Source organism: Thermithiobacillus plumbiphilus, from assembly GCF_038070005.1.
Taxonomy (GTDB): Bacteria; Pseudomonadota; Gammaproteobacteria; order Acidithiobacillales; family Thermithiobacillaceae; genus JBBPCO01.
Map to the genome: position 1 here is coordinate 102,404 of NZ_JBBPCO010000006.1, position 21,465 is coordinate 123,868.

General features: G+C 62.3%; 22 protein-coding genes. 5 read left to right on the plus strand and 17 right to left on the minus strand.

What is annotated here, in order from left to right:
• Positions 1 to 42: 42 nt before the first annotated feature.
• Together WOB96_RS07460 and WOB96_RS07465 are read right to left on the minus strand one after the other, a co-directional pair.
• Positions 43 to 1,245 carry a hypothetical protein gene (locus WOB96_RS07460; RefSeq protein ID WP_341370655.1) on the minus strand — a complete coding sequence of 401 codons (1,203 nt, stop codon included), beginning with the start codon at positions 1,243 to 1,245 and terminating at the stop codon, positions 43 to 45.
• A 289-nt stretch (positions 1,246 to 1,534) separates the two neighbouring features.
• A complete protein-coding gene (locus WOB96_RS07465; RefSeq protein WP_341370656.1) occupies positions 1,535 to 2,233 on the minus strand; it encodes a rhomboid family intramembrane serine protease in 699 nt (232 codons plus the stop codon).
• Positions 2,234 to 2,415: 182 nt separating this feature from the next.
• Between WOB96_RS07465 and WOB96_RS07470 the strand changes: the two genes are divergently transcribed.
• Genes WOB96_RS07470 through WOB96_RS07480 form a run of 3 tightly spaced genes read left to right on the plus strand, consistent with a single transcriptional unit; the run spans position 2,416 to position 4,248 of the window.
• Positions 2,416 to 3,393, plus strand: coding sequence for a DnaJ C-terminal domain-containing protein (locus tag WOB96_RS07470; protein WP_341370657.1), 978 nt, complete (start codon positions 2,416 to 2,418; stop codon positions 3,391 to 3,393).
• A gap of 2 nt (positions 3,394 to 3,395) precedes the next feature.
• On the plus strand, positions 3,396 to 3,722 hold the full coding sequence (locus tag WOB96_RS07475) for a chaperone modulator CbpM (protein WP_341370658.1): 327 nt from the start codon (positions 3,396 to 3,398) through the stop codon (positions 3,720 to 3,722).
• Between the two features lies 1 nt (position 3,723).
• On the plus strand, positions 3,724 to 4,248 hold the full coding sequence (locus WOB96_RS07480) for a phosphate-starvation-inducible PsiE family protein (RefSeq protein WP_341370659.1): 525 nt from the start codon (positions 3,724 to 3,726) through the stop codon (positions 4,246 to 4,248).
• Here WOB96_RS07480 and WOB96_RS07485 read toward each other — a convergent pair.
• The 7 genes from WOB96_RS07485 to WOB96_RS07515 all read right to left on the minus strand — a co-directional run bounded on the left by WOB96_RS07485 (position 4,245) and on the right by WOB96_RS07515 (position 10,318).
• Positions 4,245 to 4,595, minus strand: a complete 351-nt coding sequence (locus tag WOB96_RS07485) for a 4a-hydroxytetrahydrobiopterin dehydratase (protein WP_341370660.1) — start codon at positions 4,593 to 4,595, stop codon at positions 4,245 to 4,247. The two genes, WOB96_RS07480 and WOB96_RS07485, sit on opposite strands and share 4 nt — an antisense overlap.
• Positions 4,596 to 4,631: 36 nt before the next feature.
• Positions 4,632 to 4,994, minus strand: a complete 363-nt coding sequence (locus WOB96_RS07490; protein WP_341370661.1) for a hypothetical protein — start codon at positions 4,992 to 4,994, stop codon at positions 4,632 to 4,634.
• Between the two features lie 2 nt (positions 4,995 to 4,996).
• Positions 4,997 to 5,854, minus strand: a complete 858-nt coding sequence (locus WOB96_RS07495; protein WP_341370662.1) for an STAS domain-containing protein — start codon at positions 5,852 to 5,854, stop codon at positions 4,997 to 4,999.
• Between the two features lie 15 nt (positions 5,855 to 5,869).
• Entirely contained in the window at positions 5,870 to 6,895 is a 1,026-nt protein-coding gene (locus WOB96_RS07500; RefSeq protein ID WP_341370663.1) for an ATP-binding protein, read from the minus strand.
• Positions 6,885 to 7,814 (minus strand): GGDEF domain-containing protein, encoded by a 930-nt coding sequence (locus WOB96_RS07505; RefSeq protein ID WP_341370664.1) that lies wholly within the window; start codon positions 7,812 to 7,814, stop codon positions 6,885 to 6,887. The genes WOB96_RS07500 and WOB96_RS07505 overlap by 11 nt, the downstream gene beginning before the upstream one ends.
• A 129-nt stretch (positions 7,815 to 7,943) precedes the next feature.
• Positions 7,944 to 8,903 carry a diacylglycerol/lipid kinase family protein gene (locus WOB96_RS07510; protein WP_341370665.1) on the minus strand — a complete coding sequence of 320 codons (960 nt, stop codon included), beginning with the start codon at positions 8,901 to 8,903 and terminating at the stop codon, positions 7,944 to 7,946.
• 89 nt (positions 8,904 to 8,992) lie between these two features.
• Positions 8,993 to 10,318 (minus strand): sigma-54 interaction domain-containing protein, encoded by a 1,326-nt coding sequence (locus tag WOB96_RS07515; RefSeq protein ID WP_341370666.1) that lies wholly within the window; start codon positions 10,316 to 10,318, stop codon positions 8,993 to 8,995.
• A 168-nt stretch (positions 10,319 to 10,486) separates the two neighbouring features.
• Between WOB96_RS07515 and WOB96_RS07520 the strand changes: the two genes are divergently transcribed.
• Complete coding sequence (locus WOB96_RS07520) at positions 10,487 to 11,314, plus strand: DUF3034 family protein (protein ID WP_341370667.1); 828 nt, start codon at positions 10,487 to 10,489, stop codon at positions 11,312 to 11,314.
• A gap of 55 nt (positions 11,315 to 11,369) precedes the next feature.
• Positions 11,370 to 12,680, plus strand: coding sequence for an NAD(P)/FAD-dependent oxidoreductase (locus WOB96_RS07525; protein ID WP_341370668.1), 1,311 nt, complete (start codon positions 11,370 to 11,372; stop codon positions 12,678 to 12,680).
• A gap of 75 nt (positions 12,681 to 12,755) precedes the next feature.
• Here the strand turns inward: WOB96_RS07525 and glmS are convergent, their stop codons facing one another.
• From glmS to WOB96_RS07565, 8 genes are all read right to left on the minus strand, one after another.
• Complete coding sequence (gene glmS, locus WOB96_RS07530; RefSeq protein WP_341370669.1) at positions 12,756 to 14,567, minus strand: glutamine--fructose-6-phosphate transaminase (isomerizing); 1,812 nt, start codon at positions 14,565 to 14,567, stop codon at positions 12,756 to 12,758.
• A gap of 72 nt (positions 14,568 to 14,639) precedes the next feature.
• Positions 14,640 to 16,019, minus strand: coding sequence for a bifunctional UDP-N-acetylglucosamine diphosphorylase/glucosamine-1-phosphate N-acetyltransferase GlmU (gene glmU / locus WOB96_RS07535; protein WP_341370670.1), 1,380 nt, complete (start codon positions 16,017 to 16,019; stop codon positions 14,640 to 14,642).
• An 83-nt stretch (positions 16,020 to 16,102) separates the two neighbouring features.
• Positions 16,103 to 16,537 carry a F0F1 ATP synthase subunit epsilon gene (locus tag WOB96_RS07540; protein ID WP_341370671.1) on the minus strand — a complete coding sequence of 145 codons (435 nt, stop codon included), beginning with the start codon at positions 16,535 to 16,537 and terminating at the stop codon, positions 16,103 to 16,105.
• Positions 16,538 to 16,546: 9 nt separating this feature from the next.
• A complete protein-coding gene (gene atpD / locus WOB96_RS07545; protein ID WP_341370672.1) occupies positions 16,547 to 17,959 on the minus strand; it encodes a F0F1 ATP synthase subunit beta in 1,413 nt (470 codons plus the stop codon).
• Between the two features lie 36 nt (positions 17,960 to 17,995).
• The gene (gene atpG, locus WOB96_RS07550) at positions 17,996 to 18,856 is read right to left on the minus strand and encodes a F0F1 ATP synthase subunit gamma (protein ID WP_341370673.1); all 861 of its coding nucleotides are present in this window, start codon (positions 18,854 to 18,856) and stop codon (positions 17,996 to 17,998) included.
• Positions 18,857 to 18,864: 8 nt separating this feature from the next.
• Positions 18,865 to 20,409, minus strand: coding sequence for a F0F1 ATP synthase subunit alpha (atpA, locus tag WOB96_RS07555; protein ID WP_341370674.1), 1,545 nt, complete (start codon positions 20,407 to 20,409; stop codon positions 18,865 to 18,867).
• A gap of 14 nt (positions 20,410 to 20,423) precedes the next feature.
• Positions 20,424 to 20,960 (minus strand): F0F1 ATP synthase subunit delta, encoded by a 537-nt coding sequence (locus tag WOB96_RS07560; RefSeq protein ID WP_341370675.1) that lies wholly within the window; start codon positions 20,958 to 20,960, stop codon positions 20,424 to 20,426.
• Positions 20,961 to 20,969: 9 nt separating this feature from the next.
• Positions 20,970 to 21,440, minus strand: a complete 471-nt coding sequence (locus tag WOB96_RS07565; RefSeq protein ID WP_341370676.1) for a F0F1 ATP synthase subunit B — start codon at positions 21,438 to 21,440, stop codon at positions 20,970 to 20,972.
• Between the last annotated feature and the right edge of the window lie 25 nt (positions 21,441 to 21,465).

Below are 21,465 nucleotides of genomic sequence, written 5' to 3' on the forward strand. Positions count from 1 at the left end.
ACACACAGTCGTGCCCAAATAGCCGGCAGTAGGCCGGACCGCCTATCTCGGCTCGTTGTACGTAATCCAGTTGAAGCTGGGTATCGTCTGGACCGACTCACCGATCTGGATCGTAATCGAGCGATGCGACAGCAGTTCGATGTCCCTCGGATCGCCCATGTACTGCCGCACATCGCCACCATCGCTGATGAAGAACGCTACTGGGGCGCCATTGCTGTCGGCGGCTTCGGTGGCGGACAGTGGCATTCCCCAGATGGCGAAGAGCTGGCCTAGCGTCATGCGCTGATAGCCAGGGGCCTCCACATGAATGACACCGCTTGAGTCATGCACATGGATCGGATAGAAACACCGATTGGGATCGTTTTCAGCGCCGACGATGCCAACCCCTGCCGGAAACGCAATGATGTTCGTAGGTTGCTGTTGTGCTACCTGATTCTTGATGATCGCGACATGCGTATGAACATGGTAGGCAGAACCCATGCCACCGCAAGTCAGGCCATCAACAGGCTGACCCTGGCCGCCATTGGCAGTGTCCCCCAAGGCATAGGCGGGCGTACCGATGGTCTGACCGGCCACTACATCGATCGGCGTCGGATTAAGGGGCGCAGGATCGGTCCAGGCATAATTCGCAATCTGCGCGGGCTTGGTGTCACCGACCACAATGCTGATGTCGCGCTTGGGAGTCAGTGCCAGTTGGCCCAGGTCACCGGTATACTTGGTCAGTCTGCCCGCGTCATTGACGTAGACGCTGATCGGCTTGCCAGTCAGGCCGGCGACATTGGTGCTGCTGAGCGGCTGGCCCCAGACCGCAAAGAACTGGCCGAGCGTATAGGCGCCGTCCGATGCGAAGCGGATCTTGCCGGAGTTGTCGTCGGTGTGCAGGGGAAAGGCGCAGGTGTAATTGCTGCCGTCGGGTGGAGCGACGTTGGCTGGATCGCTGTCATCGGGTGGAATGCGGCCCAGGGGAGGACTTACCCAGCCGACATTGGCCGGGAGCTGCTGCTGCACTCCATCGACAAAGATGTTCAGATGTGTATAGGTGTAAGCTGAACCCTTACCTGGCGTCCCGCAGGACAAACCTGAGGCAGACGCAGCATCGCTGGCGGTGACGTTATCGGGCCAGGTCGGGTTCGGCGTGCCGACGGCAGTACCGTCCACCATGGTAGTCGCGGAAGCCAGCACCGGCTCTCCGGTCGTCGAGCCGCCATCCCCTCCACCGCAACCACCAAGCACAGCCAGAAGCATGAAACAAGGAATTTTCTTTGCAGAAATCATCTTGCCGTCCCTCATGGTTATGGTTAGATATGCTTGAAACTGAATTGCATTACCCGATGCAGACAGCAATGGCGCCTTGCAGGCGCGCGGATGGCGATCGCAAATTTCTGGTGATGTCGAGTTAAGACACTTCCAGTAAGCGCTCCCAACCAGATCATTCCAACGGTTGGAGCGTAGTGAGGAAGTTCCAGGTGGGGTATCCAACAGATGTACTAAATACGACCGGAAAGGCGCGCAGATGATAAATATTTTATCGGACCTAGGCCCGCACCGGCCGGTACTCCGCCCGGCGCAGCAAAGGCGCGAGCAGAAGCCCGACGCCGAAGCCGCCGATGTGGGCCCACCAGGCCACCCCGCCGGCATCGCCAAAGTCGTGCAGGATCGAGAACCCGCCCGAAAGCACCTGGATCAGGAACCAGGCCAGGATATAGGCCGCAGCGGGGATGGTGAAGAAAAACGGAATGATGAATACTGGAAACAGCGTGAGGATGCGCGCGCCCGGGAAATATAAGAGATAGGCCGCCATCACCCCGGCAATGGCCCCGGATGCGCCCACCGCGGGCATGGTCGAATCGGTATTGAAAAAATAATGCGCATAGCTCGCGCCGATGGCCGCCAGCAGGTAGAACATCAGAAAGCGGACATGGCCCATGTCGTCCTCGACATTGGGCCCGAAAATCCACAGCGTCCAGAGGTTGAACAGCAGGTGGGCCCAGCCGCCATGCAGGAAGGTATTCAGCAGGAAGGGCGAGTAGTTGGTCGGGCTGAGCCCGCTCATCGCCGCCCACAGCGGGTCACTGTAACGGGCCGGCACCAGACCGTATTGCTCGAAAAAGAGGTCAAGCCCCTGCGCCGGCACACTGAGCTCGATGCCGAAGGCCAGGAGATTGGCCGCAAGCAGCAACCACAGGACGTAAGGACGCCGGCGGTTCGGGATATTGTCTGCAAGAGGAAACATGGTCCGCCTTTACAGGAAGCCTGACTTGAAATAGCCGGCAGATGGCCCAAATTAGTGTTCAGATCAAGGCGTGGCACGATTACAGGCGCGCGCCGGGATAACAGGCCGGGTGTGGCGAAACACCATGCGGACATTATCCCTGAATCCAGCTCAACCCAATCAGCTTATCGGCGGAGGCAGCCTTGGAATACAAGGATTACTACAAGATCCTCGGTGTGGACAAGAAGGCCAGCCAGGACGAGATCAAACGCGCCTACCGCAAGCTGGCCCGCAAGTATCATCCGGACGTCAGCAAGGAGGCGAATGCCGAGGACAAGTTCAAGGACCTGCAGGAGGCCTACGAAGTCCTCAAGGACCCGGAAAAGCGGGCGGCCTACGACCAGCTCGGCAGCTACCGTTCTGGCCAGGATTTCCGCCCACCCCCGGGCTGGGGTGAATCCCATCAGTGGACTGGCGGCGCTGGCGCGCAGGGCGGAGCCAGCCCCGGCGGTGGCTTCAGCGACTTTTTCGAGACGCTTTTTGGCATGGGCGGGCGCGGCGGCTTCCAGGGACACCCCGGTTTTGCTGGCCGTGGCTATTCATCACCCGGCGAGGACTTCGAAGTCGCGTTCAGCGTCACGCTGGATGAAGCCTTTCATGGCACGCAGAAATCGGTACATCTGGAAATCCCGGAGATGCAGCCGGATGGCCGGGTGGTGCGCGTGCCGCGCCAGATCCAGGTACGTATCCCCAAGGGCGTCACCGATGGCCAGCGCCTGCGTCTGGCCGGCCAGGGCGGCAAAGGTTTCGCCGGTGGGCCGCCTGGTGACCTCTATCTGCGCATCAGGCTGGAAGCACATCCGTTTTTCAAGGTCCAGGAACATGACCTACTGGTCGATTTGCCGCTCGCGCCCTGGGAAGCGGCCCTTGGGACCTCGGTGGAAGTCCCGACACTGGATGGCCGGGTGCGCATCAAGGTGCCCGCCGGCGTCAAATGCGGCCAGAAGATGCGCCTGGCGGGCAAGGGCCTGCCGCTTCCCGGCAACAGGGGCAGCGGCGATCTCTATGCCGTTTTGCAGATTGCCGTGCCCAAGTCGCTGACTGGCCAGGAACGGTCGCTGTTCGAGGAACTGGCCCGCAGTTCCAGCTTCAATCCCCGCGAGGACCTGGAGGGTGTCTAGACATGACTGGCAAGCTGATTCGGATACTCGAAGCCCAGTTGCTGGCCGAGGAGGCCGGCGACCTGACACTGGATGATTTCTGCCAGCGCCTGCAAAGCCCGGTGACGGTCGTGGAAGCGCTGGTCGCCTATGGTGTGATCCAGCCGGGCGGTCGCCTGGAGGAGCGCATCTTCAGCGCCCAGGAGCTACGCCGGGCACGCGTGGGCCTGCGCCTGCAGCGCGACCTGGAGCTGAACTGGGCGGGTGTGGCCCTGGCGCTGGAACTGATCGAACGCCTGGAAAACCTGGAGCGGCAGGTGGCGCTGCTGAGCGCCAACGCCGGGCGCTGAGATGCGGGAGCTCTGGCACAAACTGACTGGGCACCCCGCCCGGCTCAGCTTTTATGAGCGCTTTGAGCTGCTCATTTCCCATATGCTGGTATTGCTGATCAGCGTCATCATCCTGGTGGCCTTGTACCGGCTGGCCGACGACGTGTTCTTCCGGCTGGTGCAGGGTGCACTCAACCCACTGGATCACAAGGAGTTTCAGCTCATTTTCGGCGAGATCATGACCGTGCTGATCGCCATGGAGTTTCGCCATTCCATCCTGCGCTCGATCGCTGGCCGCGGCAGCCTGGTCAGCGTCAAGACCGTGGTGCTCATCGCCATCCTGGCCCTGGTGCGCAAGTTCATCATTCTGGATGTGACCGAAACCGGCGCCGCAGCGATGGCGGCCATGGCCTTTGTCACCCTGGCCCTGGGGCTGGTCTACTGGATGATGCGCGAGCGCGACGACCGGCTCTGCCCGCCGGCACAGAACCCCACAGCGCCTGCCGGAGAGACCGCGCAGTCCGCGAACCCCTCCTCGGCCAGTTAATCCTGCGCCAGCAGGGCATCCACCCTGGCCGCGCAGATGAAATCGTTGTCCGACAACCCACCGATGGCATGGGTGCTGTAGCGCACCACACATCGCCGGTAGCTCACCTCCAGATCCGGGTGATGGTCCTCGCGATGGGCGATCCAGGCTACAGCGTTCACGAAGGCCACGGTCTGGTAATAGTTCTTGAAATCAAATGCCTTGACCAGCGCGTCGCCCTGCCAGCTCCAGCCCGGCAATCCGGGCAGGCGAGCCTCGATTTCCGTCACGCCCAGGGGTTCCACACCACCCTCGCAGGGCCGGCAATGTCGTTGGGTCCAGGGTAGATCCTTGTCATGTTCCGTCATTGCACACTCCAGTCCAGGTCAGAACCGCGCGCAGGCTCAGCCGCCCACATCCAGGGCCGTGGCAAAGGGCGGCTCGGCCTGCAGATAGCGGCTCATGGCGAAGGCGGCGCTCGGGCGCACATGCACGGCCACCATGCGCACCCCCATGGCCTGGCAGGCACGCGCCAGATGCGCCATCCAGCCATAATAGACCGGGTCGATCACGGCTAGTTGCTGCACGTCATAGTACAGCCGCGCCACATGCTGCTCGCGCAGACAGGCCAGGATCGGCTCCAGATAATCCTCCGCCGCATCCGGATCAAGACCATCACGTGGTTCGAGCAGCATGTCGCCAGTACCGATCCGGGTCAGATGCAGGGGCAGATCAGCCAGACCCGGCATGCTGGTGCCCGGAATCATGTTCACGCCACCCGGCCCTGCATGTCCAGCCCCAGACGGCGGAAGGCGAACTTGAGGCCTTCGGCCATGGTGGCGCAGGTGGTAACGTCGCCCAGATCGATGTTGAGGCTGGCCAGGGCCCGGGCGATGTCCGCCCGGATGCCGGTCAGGATGGCCTCCGCCCCCATCAGGCGCACGGCGCGCACGACCTGGATCAGGTGATGCGAGACCTGGGAATCCACGCTCTGCACGCCAGTGACATCGATGATGATGGTGCGCGCCCGGTCGCTCTCGATGCGGCGCAGCAGCTTGTCCATGACGAGCATGGTACGTGCCGAGTCCATGCTGCCGATGATCGGCAGGGTCAGCACGCCATCCCAGATCTCCACGATCGGCGTGGAGGTCTGGCGCAGCTCCTCCTGCTGGGCGCGGATGGTGCCTTCCTTTTCAGTGAGATAGGTCTGGAATACCGCAAGGCTCAGCTCGTTGAAGAGCTTGACCAGCAGCATGAGCATGCCGCGGCTGTCCTCGAAGCTGGCCTGACTGTCGGATTCGATCTGCTCCAGCAGGGTGCTCTGGATGAACTGCTGATAGCGTACCAGCTCCTCCATCTCCCCGCCGCGCGACTGGATCTGCAGCGCCATGCTGGCGAGAAACTGTCGCAGGGCCTTGAAGGCCGGTTGCTGCTCGTCCAGTGCATCCCGGGACTGGAGCAATACGATCAGCAGTTCCAGGAACTCCAGTGAATAATCGGTGATTTCCTCCGCGCTCAGAAGAGGCGCATCGCTAAAGATACGCGCCGCCTGCTGCTCGATGATGTCGGTAATTCCCCCGATGCGCAGCTTCAGGGCATCGATCAACAATCCATTGATTCTATCCATGTTCTCCCCACCCCTTTACCAGCGAATCACGAAAACCGACTGATCATCGTTCAATCGGCCGAAAACATTGCCCAACAAAAAGGCCTGCATCGGTGCGCGCAGCCGGGCCAGTCCCGGCAGACTGGCCGTCCAGCCACTACGCAACCCGTCACTGGCGGTGATCACCGCACCGCCGAGGGGGCAGTCCACCCGCTCGATGCGCAGCTTCCGATGCAGGTGTCCCACCACGCCCTCGGCCAGTTCCAGGCGCCGCGCCGTACCGCCACACAGGACCTGCGCACTCATGTCGCCAACCCCGGCGAACTGCAGCACATGGGCCTGCGTGTCCAGTTCCGAGAGCATCAGCACCGCGCCCCGCGGCCCCTTCAAAAGACGATCCAGGTGCTCAAACACCCGTTCAAAGGGCAGGGACAGATCCAGGTGCTCAAACACGCGCTGGCGCACGGCGTCCGCTTCCGGACCGTGGCCCAGGGCATCCATGTGCAGCCAGCGATACACCGGCCCCTGCTGCTCCAGCCAGATGCCGTCGCCATTTTCCCGGGCGTCACCATAGGCGCGCAGATGCATGCCGGTGTCCGCCTCCCCGGCTTGCCGGTCCTTCCCTTCGGGGCAGAAACGCGCCCAGACCACGCTGCCCTGCCAAGGGCTTTGCGGCGCCTGGGCTGCGGTCAGGGAAAAGAAATCCGCCTGAGAGGCCAGGCGCTGAATGCTGCCCAGGCCCTTGCCCAGTGTGCCCTTGCTGCTCATGCCGTCCTGCAGGGCCCAGGCGAGATTGTCGATGCCCGGCCCATGATCCAGGGCAAAGAGATCCAGACTGCGCGGACCGGTCTGCCAGATCTGGATGAAGCCGCGCCCGCCGGCGTACTTGATCTGGTTGCTCAGCATCTCGGCGGCCACCAGCACGCAGCGCTCGCGCAGCACCTCGTCGAACCCCATGCGCCGGCCCACGGCCTGCAGCCGACTGCGCAGCAGGATGCCATCGCCATCGGGCGCGGTCGGCTGATGCAGCAGCAACCGCACTGGCGGCTGCTCAGGGCGCATGACGGTAACGTCCGCGACCCTGGCGCTTGGCCTCGTAGAGCGCGGCATCGGCACGAGCCGTGAACTGCTTGGGATCGATGTCGCTGTCCCTGAGACTTGCAATGCCAATACTGACCAGGCCATCCATGCCGCTCAATATGCGCCCTGCGGCGCGCTCGGCGATCCCCTTGTCAGCGAAAATCAACAACGCGAACTCGTCGCCCCCAAAGCGGAAGGCCTCATCGACGTCCAGGCGGATCGCGGCGCGCATGGTGTCGGCCATGCGACAGAGCCACTGGTCCCCGTAGGCGTGTCCGTGGGTATCATTCACCTGCTTGAACATGTCGAGATCAAGGAAAAGAAGCGTCAATGGCTCCTGCTGACGCCGGGCGCGGCGAAAGGCGTGATCCAGATGCAGGTCGAAGGCACCGCGGTTATAGAGACCGGTCAGGGCGTCATGCTCCGCGCGGTGCAGGGTCTCGCTCAGCGCGCGCTGCTTGCTCTCAAGCACCTGCTCCATGGCACGCAGCTCCTGTTCGGCACGCTGACGCGCTTCTTCCAGCCGGGCAGCGATGGCCTCGTTCTGCCGACGCAGGAGTTCGGGGTCGGTGCGCTCGGTCTTGTGGCGCAGCCGTTCCCGAAGGACTGACAGCTGTTCAGTCGCGGGTGGCTGGATAAACGCCAGGAGCCGGAAAACCCGATCCGGCTCACCAAAGCGCAGGACACAGCCCTGTGCCTGAGCCAGCAGGTGCACCGCCAGAGGTGGCCCCTGACCTTGCAGTTCCTCACGCAACAAGGGCATCAGGGCCAGTACCCGCTCGGCCAGCGGCAGGGTCGGGCAACCCAGCTCCTGGCCAGTTTCCATGAGCAGGCAGCTCAGGCGCTGCAGATCCGGTTCGACCACCAGATGCCAGTGCAGGAGCGGGAAAGTTTCTGACATGTAATAATTGTTATGTCCAACAAGGCCGGAGAAGTCCGGATTCAATACTTATTAGTCTGTTTTCAGATTATTTCCAGTGAAAACCTGAAGTTTGCGGCTTTACCGGCACGTAAACCGCAGGAACAGGGATCAGCCATTCTCTGAATCGTGGGGCTCAGCAGGCGTCATCACCGAGAGGGCATCTGGCAACAAACGGTAATGCAATGGCGGCGCCAGACTGACGATTTCGCCATCGAGGGTCACGCGCAGGCTGTGCCGGGGCGTGTCCAGCCAGGCTTCATCGATGCAGCGCAGTTCCAGCCCATCGACCTGGTGCAGGCGCCGGAACAGAGCGCTAAGGGTCAGGCGCAACATGCCCCAGCGACCCACCGGATGCATCAGATAAAGACACATGCGCCCGGTGTCCAGACAGCCTGCGGCACGGGGATCGAACTGGCCGATCTGCGCCTGGCTGATGGTCAGGAAAGCCAGCAGGATCTTTTCCGTCGACGCATCCGGACCCAGCCCGAAACGCAGGCGCAGGTAACGATGCCGCTTGAACAGGGTCACCACGGTCGAAATCGCCGCCACCCAGCGGCGCCGCCCGAATCGCGCCTTGACGCGCTCGCCTTCGGCCAGGATGCGCGAATGCAGGCCGATGCTGGACGTGTTGAGAAAGTTGCGGCCATTGACCTCACCCACGCTCACGGTCTGTGGCCTGCCCGTGAACAGCACGTCAACCGCCGCCTCCAGGTCCAGCGGGATGCCGAGATTGCGGGCGAAGTAGTTGAAAGTACCCAGGGGCAGCACCCCGAGTGTGGTTCCGGTGCCTATCAGCGCTGTGGCGGCGGCATTGATAGTGCCATCACCGCCGCCGGCCACCACCAGATCACTTCCCGCGCGCTGGGCCTGGCGCGCGGCCCAGAATATGGCATCCCCCCGGCGCAGCAGGTGGATTTCAGGCTCGATGGCGCGCGCCTGGCAGAGCGCTTGCAGGCGTTGCTGGATGATCTCCTTATTGCGGGCGCCAGCCTTGGCATTCAGCAGAACGGTGATGCGCGCGGGCTTGAGTGACGCAGGCGGGGCAGGCGGCTCTTGCGAATGATTCATTGCAGGACTCCCTTCTCGTTGTTTTCTCAAGACAGATGCTTGCAGGCGATCAGCACCCCCTTGTGCGCGCCATTATGGGCCAATGCGCATCAGGCCAGCTTATATTGTCGCAGCTTTCGGTACACCGTGCGCTCGCTGACACCCAGGGCATCGGCGACCTGACGGCGATTGCCTTCGAAACGTGCCAGCAGTTCCTGCAAGGCGGCAAGCTCCATCTCGCGCAGCGGCATGGCAGGCAGACTGGCGACGACACCCTGCGGGGTCGGCCCGGCCGCAGCCGGCATCGGCAGGTCGAGGTCCTCGGCGCCAATGGCGCCATTGCGCGCCAGGGCGGCGGCGCGCTGGAGGATGTTGCGCAGCTCGCGGATATTCCCGGGAAAGTCATGTCTGCCAAGACTTACCAGGGCATCACCGGTCAGATAATAACGCCGCCCGCTGCCGGCCGTGAGCCGCGCCAGCAACGCCTCGGCCAGCGCCGGGATATCGCTGCGCCGTTCGCGCAGGCTGGGCAGCGGCACCGTGATACAGGCCAGCCGATAATAAAGATCCTCGCGAAAACGCCCCTCACTCACCATCTGGCGCAGATCCCGGTTGGTGGCCGCCACCACCCGCACGTCAGCCCGCAGGATCTCACGCCCGCCGACCCGGCGGAATTCTCCCGTTTCAAGCACCCGCAGCAACTTGGCCTGCATGGCCAGCGGGATCTCGCCCACCTCATCCAGAAACAGGGTGCCACCATCGGCCAGTTCAAAAAGCCCCTGCTTGCGACCGATGCATCCAGTGAAGGCACCGCGCTCATGGCCGAAGATTTCGCTCTCGAACAGTGCCTCGCTGATCGATGCGCAATCCACCGCAAGAAAGCCGCGCCCGGCGCGGGGACTCTGGGCATGCACGAAATGCGCGGCAAGCTCCTTGCCCACGCCGCTCTCGCCCAGCAGCAACACGCTGGCACCGCTCGCCGCTGCCTGGCTCAGTCGCTCTATGGCGTGCAGAAAGGCCGGTGAGCGACCGATCAGGCGCATCTCCTCGCAATCCATGTCCTGGGCCATGGCCAGCGGGAAGATGGCCTCGCCGAGATAACGCTCGCCAGCCGGGCCCTCGATCACATGCCCCTTGATGCGCACGTGCTCGGCCCGACCCTGATGATCGTAATGGGTATGCAGCACCTGATGCGCCACACCGGTCTGGAATACCTGCTGGTGCGGGCAGTCCTCGCCATGGGCATGACAGGGGCTGTCAAGATGATGGGAAACCTCATGGCAACAGCGCCCGATCAGCTGCTCCTCGTCTTCGATGCCATAGCTCGCCCGGTAGGCACGATTGGCCGCCACGATGCGGTACTCGGCATCGATGAGCACGAAGGGGTTCTCCTGGGCGTCGATCAGCGACTGCATGAAAACGGGAAGCCGGGGCATGGGACCCTCCATGACAGATTGTCAGATGTCATGCCGCCATGACATGACAAATCATCTACAAAGTCTAGTACATTATTTTATATATTAAAAATCTCACTATATTTCAAATGCTTACGATTTGGCACAGAAGATGCTAATCAGATTTGCACTTTTCTGAGGAGGAAAAAAATGCGTACATTGAAATCCTGTTTGGCGAGCGTCATCCTGTTGGGCACGAGCAACCTGGGCATGGCCGCTGTTACCCAGATCGAAGGCGCGGGCGGCGGTGGCATCGTGCCATGGGCCCTGCTGGCCGGTGACGATCCCAAGCAATCCATGGGTGGGACGGCATCCTATACCTTCATAACCACTGGCAACTTCGACATCCACAGCGTAGGGGCTGCGGCCAGCTTCGGCCACCTGGCGGAAATCTCCTATGCGCACCATTACCTGGGCCTGCCGGAATCACTTCAGACCGCCACCGGCACCTCGGAAATCCAGCAGAACGTGTTTGGCGCCAAGTTCAAGCTCCTGGGCATGAACGGCATGATCCCGCAAATCGCCCTGGGCGTGCAGTACAAGCAAAACAGCAACGGTGATCTGGTCCGGGCCCTGGGCGCCAGGGATGACAGCGGCACGGATTTCTATCTTGCCGCCACCAATGTCTATCCTGTTGGTGGCAAGAAGCTGCTCCTCAATGGCACGGTACGCGCCACCAAGGCCAACTGGTTCGGCCTGCTCGGCTTTGGCGGGCCGGACAACGACAGCTACGAGGCCCAGTTCGAAGGGAGCGCGGGGCTCTTTCTCAACGATCAGACCGTGCTCGGCGCCGAATACCGGATGAAGCCGGACAATCTCAAGTCCGCAGGACTTGCCGAGAACGACGCCTATGACGGCTTCATTGCCTACTTTCCCAACAAGAACCTGGCGCTGGTAGCGGCCTATGCCGGCTTGGGACAGATAGCAACCAAGCAGGATCAAAACGGTCTATACTTGCAGGTACAGGCCAGCTTCTAATTCCATCCAGGGTGGAGGGCTTCAGCCCTCTGCTCCCCCTTCCGAGGAGTCTGAAATGGCACATATCGTCATCATCGGCGCCGGGACCGGCGGCCTGCCGCTGGCCTATGAAATGCGCGCCGAGTTTGGCCGACAGCATCGCGTCACCGTCATCAATGCCCACAGCACCTTTTCCTTCGTACCCTCCAACCCCTGGGTAGGCGTGGGCTGGCGCAAGCGCGAGGACATCAGCTTCGAGATCGCTCCACGCCTGGCGCGCAAGGACATCCACTTCATCCACGATACCGTCACCGAGATCGCCGCCACGGAAAACCGGCTCTCGCTGCAAAGCGGCAAGACCGTCAACTACGACTATCTCGTCATCGCCACCGGTCCCAAGCTCGCCTTCGAGGAAGTGCCAGGGCTTGGGCCGGACGGCGGCCACACCCAGTCCATCTGCGTGACCCATCACGCCGAGCAGGCCTATGCCGCCTACGAGGAATTCTGCAGGAATCCGGGACCGGTGATCGTCGGTGCCGCACCTTTTGCCAGTTGCTTTGGCCCAGCCTATGAGCATGCCTTCATCATGGACAAGGACATGCGTTCACGCCGCATCCGCGACCGCGTGCCCATGACCTATGTCACCTCGGAGCCCTATATCGGCCATCTGGGACTGGGTGGAGTGGGTGACAGCAAGGGCCTGATGGAAAGCGAGCTGCGCAACCGCCACATCAACTGGATCACCAACGCCAGGATCACCAAGGTCGAAGCCGGCAAGATGTTCGTCGATGAGCTCAACCCCCAGGGCGAGATTCAGAAGCAGCATGAACTGCCCTTTGCCTATTCGATGATCCTGCCCGCCTTCAAGGGCGTCGATCCGGTGGCGGCGGTGGAAGGCCTGTGCAATCCGCGCGGTTTCGTCATCGTCGACAAGCATCAGCGCAGCCCCAAGTACCCCAACATCTTTTCCATTGGCGTCTGCATTGCCATCCCGCCCGTCGAGGCTACCCCGGTCCCCACCGGCGCGCCAAAAACAGGCTTCATGATCGAGAGCATGGGCACGGCGGTGGTACGCAATCTCAAGGCCGAACTCGAAGGCCGACCGGAAAAGGCCGAGGCCACCTGGAACGCGGTCTGCTTTGCCGACATGGGCGATACCGGGGCGGCCTTCGTGGCTTTGCCGCAGATCCCGCCGCGCAACGTCAACTGGTTTCGCAAGGGAAAATGGGTACACCTGGCCAAGATCGCCTTCGAGAAGTATTTCATGCGCAAGATGAAAAGCGGGGTGGCCGAACCCTTCTACGAGCGCCTGGCGATGGGCCTGATCGGGGTGAACCGGATCAAGAACAAGCCCCTGGTCGATCCCGAAGAGGCTTCCAAGGTCTGAGCGATACGGGCTTGAGCCTAGCTAACGAAGGAAAACGGCTGGCGGATTCTCCACCAGCCGTTTCGTTTCAGGCGTTCATTCCACGGTGACACTCTTGGCCAGGTTGCGTGGCCGGTCGACATCTGTTCCCTTCAATACGGCCACATGATAGGACAGCATCTGCAAGGGCAGCACATAGAGTATGGGGGAAATGAAGGGATGGCAGGCGGGCATGCTGTGAAAGCGCATGCCCCCGCCGTGATCCACCGCGCCATCCTCGCCAAATACAAAGAGCTGCCCGCCACGCGCACGCACTTCCTCCAGGTTGGAGCGCAGCTTCTCCAGCAGGCTGTCGTTCGGTGCCACCGCCACCACCGGCATCTCCTCGTTCACCAGCGCCAGCGGCCCGTGCTTCAGCTCGCCGGCAGGATAGCCCTCGGCATGGATATAGCTGATCTCCTTGAGCTTGAGTGCGCCTTCCAGCGCGATCGGATAATGTACGCCACGGCCGAGGAACAGCGCGTGATGCTTATCGGCAAAGGCCGCTGCCAGTTCCTCGATGGCTGAGTCCATGGCAAGAATTTCCTCGACCTGAGTCGGCAGCCGCAACAGCGCCTGACGCATGTCGCTCCGTACACCCTCCCGCTCGGCCAGAGCCAGCACCGTCAGCGCGAGTGCCGCCAGTTGCGTGGTGAAGGCCTTGGTGCTCGCCACCCCGATCTCGGGGCCGGCGCGGGTCAGCAGCACCGCATCCGCCGCGCGCGCCAGGCTGCTCTCATCGACATTGCAGATCGCCAGCACGCCATCGAAGCCCCGCTCGCGGGCATCATGCACCGCCGCCAGGGTATCGGCAGTCTCGCCGCTCTGGGAAATGGCGATCACCAGCTCATTTGGCATCGGATAGGAATCACGATAGCGAAACTCGCTGGCCACCTCCACCCGGCAGGGCAGCCGGCACAGCGACTCGAACCAGTAAGCCGCGGTCAGGCCCGCGTGATAGCTCGTGCCACAGGCCAGGATACGGATGGCGCGCGCATTGGCCAGCAGGCTCATCGTTTTCTCGCCCAGGGCAAGGGGGGCGTCGTCCAGCGGCAGACGCCCCTGCAAGGTGCGCCCCAGGGCCATGGGCTGCTCGAAGATCTCCTTTTGCATGTAATGGCGATATTCGCCACGCGACACGCTGGTCGGGTCGAGCTGGCTGATGCGCAGGGCTCGCTGTACCGGCTGCCCATCGCGATTGAAGATCTGGTGCTGATCGGCGCTGAGCTCGACCATGTCGCCATTTTCGAGGTCCACGAGCTGACTCGTGACCGGAATCAGGGCCGACGGGTCGGAGGCCAGGAAACGCTCGCCGACGCCCACGCCCAGCAGCAGCGGGCTGCCCTTGCGGGCGGCAAGCAGGCGATCCGGGTTTTCCTGATCCAGCACCACCAGCGCGTATGCGCCTTCGAGCTGGGCCACTGCCGCGCGAAAGGCCTCCCACAGGCTCAAGCCCTGGCGCAGGCCGCGCTGGATCAGGTGCGGCACCACTTCGGTGTCGGTCTGCGACTCGAACACCGCGCCCTCGGCTTCCAGCATCTGGCGCAGCGGCTTGTAGTTCTCGATGATGCCATTGTGCACCACGGCAATCCGCTCACCCGCCATGTGCGGGTGGGCATTGCATTCGCTTGGCACCCCATGGGTGGCCCAGCGCGTATGGGCAATGCCGGAATGGCCATTCAGCTCGGCCGCCTGCACCGCCTCCTCCAGCACCGAAACCTTGCCCAGTCGCCGCATCCGGTTCAGTTCCGTGCCGCGAGCAACTGCCACCCCGGCCGAGTCATAGCCGCGATACTCCAGCCGGTGCAGGCCTTCCAGCAGAATGGGAACGACATTACGTTTTGCAATTGCGCCAACGATACCGCACATGATTTTTTCTCTCTCGTGCAACTTATGCGTAGATAGCCCAGCCCGGCTCTTCCGGCAAGCCTGCCGACAATGCTATCCGGATTTCTTGGTCGGTCGCTTCCAGCCGGTGCGGGTTCGCTGCGGGGGGCGACTCAGGGTCAATTCGCCAGCAGGCGCATCATGGGTGATGGTGCTGCCCGCGCCGATGGTCGCCCCCTGCGCCACCCGCACGGGCGCCACCAATTGGGTATCACTACCAATGAACACATCATCCTCGATGATGGTCTTGTGCTTGTTGGCGCCGTCATAGTTACAGGTGATCGCACCCGCTCCGACATTCACACCGTTGCCGATTTCGGCATCGCCGATATAACTGAGGTGATTGACCTTGCTACCCCGGCCAATGGCGGAGGCCTTGACCTCGACATAGTTGCCGATATGCACGCCCTCGGCAAGCGTTGTGCCGGGGCGGATGCGGGCAAAGGGTCCAATCCGCACCCGGTCCGCGATGCGCGCGCCTTCCATTACCGAATAAGGCAGCACCTCCACCCCATCCCCGAGTTCCACGTCACGCAGTACACAACCCATGCCGATCACGCAGTTGGCGCCAATCCGCACCCTCCCTTCAAGCATCACATTGGGTTCCAGCAGGGTATCCGGCGCGATCTCGATCTCGCCACGGATATCCAGCCGCGCCGGATCCGTGACCAGCACGCCGGCTAGCATGAGTGCCCGGGCCTGGCGCGCCTGGAAAGCCCGCTCCAGCTCGGCGAGCTGTACCTTGTTGTTCACGCCCGCCACCTCGGCCGGATCAGCGACGGCAAAGGCCTGCACCTCAACGCCATCTTCGCGCGCCAGCGATACGACGTCCGTGAGGTAATACTCCCCCTGGGCATTGTCGTTGCCGAGCCGTTCAAGCCATGAACCCAGCCGCTTTCCGGGCAGGAGCATGATGCCGGTATTCACCTCGCCCACCGATTTTTCTTCCGGCGAGGCATCCTTTTCCTCGACGATGCGCATGACGGCACCCGCCGCATCCCGGATCACCCGGCCATATCCGGTGGGATCTGCCAGCCGCACGGTCATCAGCCCCATGCCATGCTCGGGCACGGACTGCATGAAGGCCCGCAGGGTATCCGCCTGCAGCAGAGGCACGTCGCCATAGAGCACCAGCACCTGTCCCGCGTCCGCACAGTGGGGCTGTGCCATCTGCACGGCATGGCCGGTGCCAAGCTGGGCTTCCTGCCTCACCCAGTGCAGGTCTGCCGATGGCAGTGCGGCACAGACCTGCTCGCCGCCATGCCCGAACACGATGCGGATGGCCGCAGGTCCAAGCGCCCGGGCCGCATCGATGACATGCCCGAGCAGGGGCTTGCCGCCGAGCCTGTGCAGCACCTTGGGAAGCTGCGAACGCATGCGGGTGCCCTGCCCGGCAGCCAGGATGACCACTTCCAGTGAATTAGCTTCTTTCACGATGCCTCCGGATGAATAAAAAGGGCCCCCTTGCGGGAGCCCCAAATGTAACCTGCCAACACGTTTTCTGGGTGGTGCATGGGTCAGTGGCGGTTGGGCAGAAGACCTTTTTCACGCAGCCGGTGAATGGTCCGCAGGCGGGCGATCTGTTCCGCGATATCAGCCTGTGCTCTGGCGTAATCAATGTCGCTCAACTGTCCGGCCATGCGCTCTTCAGCCCTTTGCTTGGCTTCCAGGGCCTTGGCCTCGTCGAGATCGCTGGCACGTTCGGCCGTATCCGACAGGATGGTGACCACATGCGGCTGGATTTCGACGATGCCGCCCGACACGAACAGGTACTCGACATGCTCCCCGTTACGGATACGGACTTCACCGGCCCGCAGGCGGGTCAACAATGGCGCGTGCCGGGGCAGGACACCGATCTCGCCCATCTCGCCAGGCACCACGACCATCTCGGCCGTGCCCTCGTAGATGCTTTGCTCCGCACTCACGACATCGACCCGAATCGTCATTGCCATAACCTCTCCTTAAGCAGCGCCTGCAATCTTCTTGGCCTTCTCCACCGCTTCATCAATGGTGCCGACCATGTAGAAAGCCTGCTCCGGCAGATGATCGTATTCGCCATTGGCAATGCCACGGAAACCACGGATGGTCTCTTTCAGGGACACGAACTTGCCCGGCGCGCCGGTGAACACTTCCGCCACGAAGAAGGGCTGGGACAGGAAACGCTGGATCTTGCGGGCGCGCGACACGGTGAGCTTGTCGTCTTCGGAAAGCTCGTCCATGCCCAGAATCGCAATGATGTCCTGCAGTTCGCGGTAACGCTGCAAGGTCCGCTGCACCATGCGGGCGGTATCATAGTGTTCCGCGCCAACGACGTTCGGATCGAGCTGACGGCTGTTGGAATCCAGCGGATCCACGGCCGGATAGATGCCGAGTTCGGCGATCTGGCGGCTCAACACCACGGTGGCATCGAGGTGGGCGAAGGTGGTCGCCGGAGACGGATCGGTCAAGTCGTCGGCAGGCACGTACACGGCCTGGATCGAGGTGATGGAGCCGGTCTTGGTCGAGGTGATGCGCTCCTGCAACTGACCCATTTCCTCCGCCAGTGTCGGCTGGTAGCCCACGGCCGAAGGCATACGGCCCAGCAGCGCGGACACTTCGGTGCCAGCCAGGGTATAGCGGTAGATGTTGTCGATGAAGAGCAGCACGTCACGGCCCTCATCGCGGAAATGTTCAGCGATGGTGAGACCCGTCAGGGCCACGCGCAGACGGTTCCCAGGCGGCTCGTTCATCTGGCCATAGACCAGCGCCACCTTGTCGAGCACGTTGGAGTCCTTCATTTCGTGATAGAAGTCGTTGCCCTCGCGGGTACGCTCACCCACGCCGGCAAACACGGAGTAGCCGCTGTGCTCGATGGCGATGTTACGGATGAGCTCCATCATGTTCACGGTCTTGCCCACGCCCGCACCACCGAACAGACCGACCTTACCGCCCTTGGCGAAGGGCGCGATCAGGTCGATCACCTTGATGCCGGTTTCGAGCAATTCCGTGCTGGCCGCCAGCTCGTCGTAGGCAGGGGCCTTGCGGTGAATGGAGGCACGCTCCTCGGTCTGCACCGGACCGGCTTCATCAATCGGATTGCCGAGCACGTCCATGATGCGCCCGAGGGTGGCGGTACCGACAGGTACGGAAATCGGCCGGCCGGTATTGGTCACGGCCAGACCGCGACGCATACCTTCCGTGGGGCCCATGGCGATGGTACGGACCACGCCATCACCCAACTGCTGCTGTACTTCCAGGGTCAGATCCCCTTCCTTGATCAGCAGCGCGTCCAGCACGTTCGGCACGCTTTCGCGCGGGAACGCCACGTCGACCACCGGTCCGATGATCTGAACGATCTCGCCCGTCCTGCTGACGGTATTTACGGCTTCGCTCATTGCATTTTCCTCATTGCAAATTGAATTGGATCCCGGCTAGACCGCCGCCGCGCCGGCGCTGATCTCGGAAATTTCCTGGGTGATCGCCGCCTGCCTGGCCTTGTTGTAGACCAGTTGCAGTTCGCCGATCAGCTTCTTGGCATTATCCGAGGCGCTCTTCATGGCGACCATGCGCGCACTCTGCTCGCTGGCAGCGTGCTCGGTCATGCCCTGATAGACCACGGCCTCGACATAGCGGCTCAGCAGCGTCTCCAGCACGGGTGCCGGATCGGGCTCATACAGGTAATCCCAGGGAGCAGTGCGTTCCGGCATGCTGGCTGCCTGAATCGGCAGCAGCTGTTCCACCGTGGCCCGCTGGGTCATGGTGTTGATGAACTTGGCCGAGATCAGGTACAGGCGATCGATCCGCCCATCCTTGTAGGCATCCAGCATCACCTTTACCGGCCCGATGATCTGCTGCAGGCTCGGGCTGTCGCCCACGCCATTGAGCTCAGCGACCAGATTGCCACCATAGCGCCGGAAGAATCCCAGGCCCTTGTTGCCGATGACCGCAAGGTCTATCTCGGCACCCGCCCCCTGCAGCTGGCGGATCTCGCCAAGGGCCGCCTTGAGCACGTTGGTATTCAGCGCGCCCGCCAGTCCCTTGTCGGAGGTAATGATGATCACGCCGGCGCGCTTGACGGCGCGCTCTTCCATGAAGGGATGGCGGTATTCCGGATGCGCCGCCGCCAGATGACCGATCACCTGCCGGATCTTTTCGGCATAGGGCCTTGCGGCCCGCATGCGTTCCTGGGCACGGCGCATCTTGCTGGCTGCCACCATTTCCATTGCCCGCGTGATCTTCTGCGTATTCTTTACGCTGCGGATCTGCGAACGAATTTCCTTGCTTCCGGCCACGGGACCTCCTAGTAGGCGCTGTTCGCCTTGAACTGCTTGATGACCGTTTCCATTTGCGATTTGGCCTCGTCGGTCAGATCAGGCTTGGCATTGATCGCTGCGAGCAGGTCCGCATGGTTGGACTTGACGTAGCCCTGCAGCGCGCGCTCGAAGTCACGGGTCTTGTCGACCGGGACATCATCAATGGCGCCACTGTTGGCCGCGAACAGCGAGACCGCCATTTCGGCGACGCTCATCGGCGAATACTGGTCCTGTTTCAGGAGCTCGGTCACGCGCTTGCCGCGTTCGATCTGCTTGCGCGTGGTCTCGTCGAGATCGGAAGCGAACTGGGCAAAGGCCGCCAGCTCGCGGTACTGCGCCAGATCCAGACGGATACCGCCGCCGAGCTTCTTGATGATCTTGGTCTGGGCCGCGCCACCGACGCGCGATACCGACAGACCGGCATTGATGGCCGGACGGATACCGGCATTGAACAGATCGGTTTCCAGATAGATCTGGCCATCCGTGATCGAGATCACGTTGGTCGGCACGAAGGCGGACACGTCACCAGCCTGGGTCTCAATGATCGGCAGGGCCGTCAGCGAGCCGGTCTTGCCCTTGACCTCACCATGGGTCATCCGCTCCACGAACTCAGCATTCACCCGGGCAGCGCGCTCCAGCAGGCGGGAATGCAGATAGAACACGTCGCCGGGATAGGCTTCGCGGCCAGGGGGGCGACGCAACAGCAGCGAGATCTGGCGATAGGCCCAGGCCTGCTTGGTCAGATCGTCATAGACGATCAGGGCGTCTTCACCACGGTCGCGGAAGTATTCGCCCATGGCGCAGCCGGAATAGGGAGCCAGATACTGCAGTGCGGCGGATTCAGAGGCACTGGCCGCCACCACGATGGTGTGATCCATGGCGCCATGCTCTTCCAGACGGCGCACCACGGAAGCCACCGAGGAGGCCTTCTGGCCAATGGCGACATAGATGCAGATGACGCCGGTGCCCTTCTGGTTGATGATGGCGTCCACGGCAACGGCGGTCTTGCCGGTCTGGCGGTCGCCGATGATCAGTTCGCGCTGGCCGCGGCCAACGGGCACCATGGCGTCGATGGCCTTCACGCCGGTCTGCAGCGGCTGGTCCACGCTTTTACGGGAAATCACGCCCGGCGCGATTTTTTCCAGGGTGGCAGTCACGCTGGTGTTGATGGGGCCCTTGCCGTCGATGGGCTGGCCCAGGGTGTTCACGACGCGGCCAATCAGGGCCGGGCCCACGGGCACTTCCATGACCTTGCCGGTGGTCTTGACCGGATCACCCTCATTGATGCCACTGTAGTCACCCAGCACCACCGCGCCGACGTTGTCACGCTCGAGGTTCAGGGCCAGGGCGAACAGACCGCCGGGGAGCTCAAGCATCTCGCCCTGCATCACATCACCCAGGCCGTGTACGCGGATGATGCCGTCATTGAGGCTGATCACCGTCCCCTGAGTGCGCGCTTCCGTCCGCGTTTCGAAGGAAGCAATTTTTGCTTTGATCAGTTCACTAATTTCCGAAGGGTTCAATTGCTGCATTTTGCTTCCCTCATTTAACTGCGTAAGGTATTGGCGAGCTGGTCCAGCTGGCCTCGGACGGATCCATCAATCACCAGATCGCCGGCACGGACGATCATGCCGCCGATCAGCTGCGGATCCAGCCGGGTCTCAAGGATGACCTCTCGCCCCAGTCTGCGCTTCAAGGCTTCTTTGAGAGCCTTGACCTGGCTTTCGTTCAGATCGACCGCGCTGCTTACCTCCACCTCGATCTGCCCTGCCGAGCTGCGAAGCGAGGTTTCGAAAAGATGCTGAATCTCCGGCAGTAGTTCGATGCGATCATTTTCGAGCAACAAGGCCAGAAAGTTATGAATCTTCGGGGTCAGCAGATCCCCACCGAGATCCCGTAGAAAGGCAAGCTTGCTGGCCTGTTCGACTTCGGGGTTGATAAGAAACGCTTCAGCGGCCGGATCGCGCGCCACCGTCGCAAGAAATCCCAGCGCCTTTTCCCAGACCGGCAGTTCGCCGGCTTCGCTGGCGAACTGGTAGGCGGCTACGGCATAGGGTCGGGCCAAGGTGGTGAGTTCTGCCATTCCCTACTCCTAGATCTGGGCGACCATGCGCTCCAGTATCTGCGCATGCGCCTTTGGATCAATTTCCCTGCCAAGGATGCGCTCGGCACCTTCCACGGCAAGCTGGGACACACGGGTGCGCAACTCTTCCCGGGCGCGATTGTATTCCTGCTCCACTTCTGCCCGCGCGGCTGCCACGATCTGTTCGGCTTCCTGCCGGGCGACGGCCTTGGCTTCCTCGCGGACTTCGTTGCCGCGCTTCTCGGCAGCAGCGACGATCTCGGTGGCGCGCTGCTTGGCTTCGTTCAGAACCTCAGCGGCGCGGCGCTCAGCCAGGTGCTGCTCGCTCTTGCCGCGCTCGGCAGCCTCCAGGCCTTCCGCAATCTTCTGGCGGCGGGCAGCCATGGCAGCGCTGAGTGGGCCATAGAGATACTTGCGCATCAAAATGATCAGCAGGATGAAGGTGATCATCTGGCCGACCAGGGTCAAATTTATATTCATGCCTCGCTCCGATTTTCCTCACGGC

What these genes read in the sequence shown, in the direction of transcription:
- atpD (WP_341370672.1), bottom strand. Translation starts at nt 17,959, where the DNA reads ATGAGCGAAGCCGTAAATACCGTCAGCAGGACGGGCGAGATCGTTCAG.
- WOB96_RS07560 (WP_341370675.1), bottom strand. Translation starts at nt 20,960, where the DNA reads ATGGCAGAACTCACCACCTTGGCCCGACCCTATGCCGTAGCCGCCTAC.
- WOB96_RS07490 (WP_341370661.1), bottom strand. Translation starts at nt 4,994, where the DNA reads ATGATTCCGGGCACCAGCATGCCGGGTCTGGCTGATCTGCCCCTGCAT.
- glmS (WP_341370669.1), bottom strand. Translation starts at nt 14,567, where the DNA reads ATGTGCGGTATCGTTGGCGCAATTGCAAAACGTAATGTCGTTCCCATT.
- WOB96_RS07515 (WP_341370666.1), bottom strand. Translation starts at nt 10,318, where the DNA reads ATGCCCCGGCTTCCCGTTTTCATGCAGTCGCTGATCGACGCCCAGGAG.
- WOB96_RS07485 (WP_341370660.1), bottom strand. Translation starts at nt 4,595, where the DNA reads ATGACGGAACATGACAAGGATCTACCCTGGACCCAACGACATTGCCGG.
- WOB96_RS07525 (WP_341370668.1), top strand. Translation starts at nt 11,370, where the DNA reads ATGGCACATATCGTCATCATCGGCGCCGGGACCGGCGGCCTGCCGCTG.
- WOB96_RS07510 (WP_341370665.1), bottom strand. Translation starts at nt 8,903, where the DNA reads ATGAATCATTCGCAAGAGCCGCCTGCCCCGCCTGCGTCACTCAAGCCC.
- WOB96_RS07460 (WP_341370655.1), bottom strand. Translation starts at nt 1,245, where the DNA reads ATGCTTCTGGCTGTGCTTGGTGGTTGCGGTGGAGGGGATGGCGGCTCG.
- WOB96_RS07480 (WP_341370659.1), top strand. Translation starts at nt 3,724, where the DNA reads ATGCGGGAGCTCTGGCACAAACTGACTGGGCACCCCGCCCGGCTCAGC.
- WOB96_RS07465 (WP_341370656.1), bottom strand. Translation starts at nt 2,233, where the DNA reads ATGTTTCCTCTTGCAGACAATATCCCGAACCGCCGGCGTCCTTACGTC.
- WOB96_RS07505 (WP_341370664.1), bottom strand. Translation starts at nt 7,814, where the DNA reads ATGTCAGAAACTTTCCCGCTCCTGCACTGGCATCTGGTGGTCGAACCG.
- atpA (WP_341370674.1), bottom strand. Translation starts at nt 20,409, where the DNA reads ATGCAGCAATTGAACCCTTCGGAAATTAGTGAACTGATCAAAGCAAAA.
- WOB96_RS07495 (WP_341370662.1), bottom strand. Translation starts at nt 5,854, where the DNA reads ATGGATAGAATCAATGGATTGTTGATCGATGCCCTGAAGCTGCGCATC.
- WOB96_RS07500 (WP_341370663.1), bottom strand. Translation starts at nt 6,895, where the DNA reads ATGCGCCCTGAGCAGCCGCCAGTGCGGTTGCTGCTGCATCAGCCGACC.
- WOB96_RS07565 (WP_341370676.1), bottom strand. Translation starts at nt 21,440, where the DNA reads ATGAATATAAATTTGACCCTGGTCGGCCAGATGATCACCTTCATCCTG.
- WOB96_RS07540 (WP_341370671.1), bottom strand. Translation starts at nt 16,537, where the DNA reads ATGGCAATGACGATTCGGGTCGATGTCGTGAGTGCGGAGCAAAGCATC.
- WOB96_RS07520 (WP_341370667.1), top strand. Translation starts at nt 10,487, where the DNA reads ATGCGTACATTGAAATCCTGTTTGGCGAGCGTCATCCTGTTGGGCACG.
- WOB96_RS07475 (WP_341370658.1), top strand. Translation starts at nt 3,396, where the DNA reads ATGACTGGCAAGCTGATTCGGATACTCGAAGCCCAGTTGCTGGCCGAG.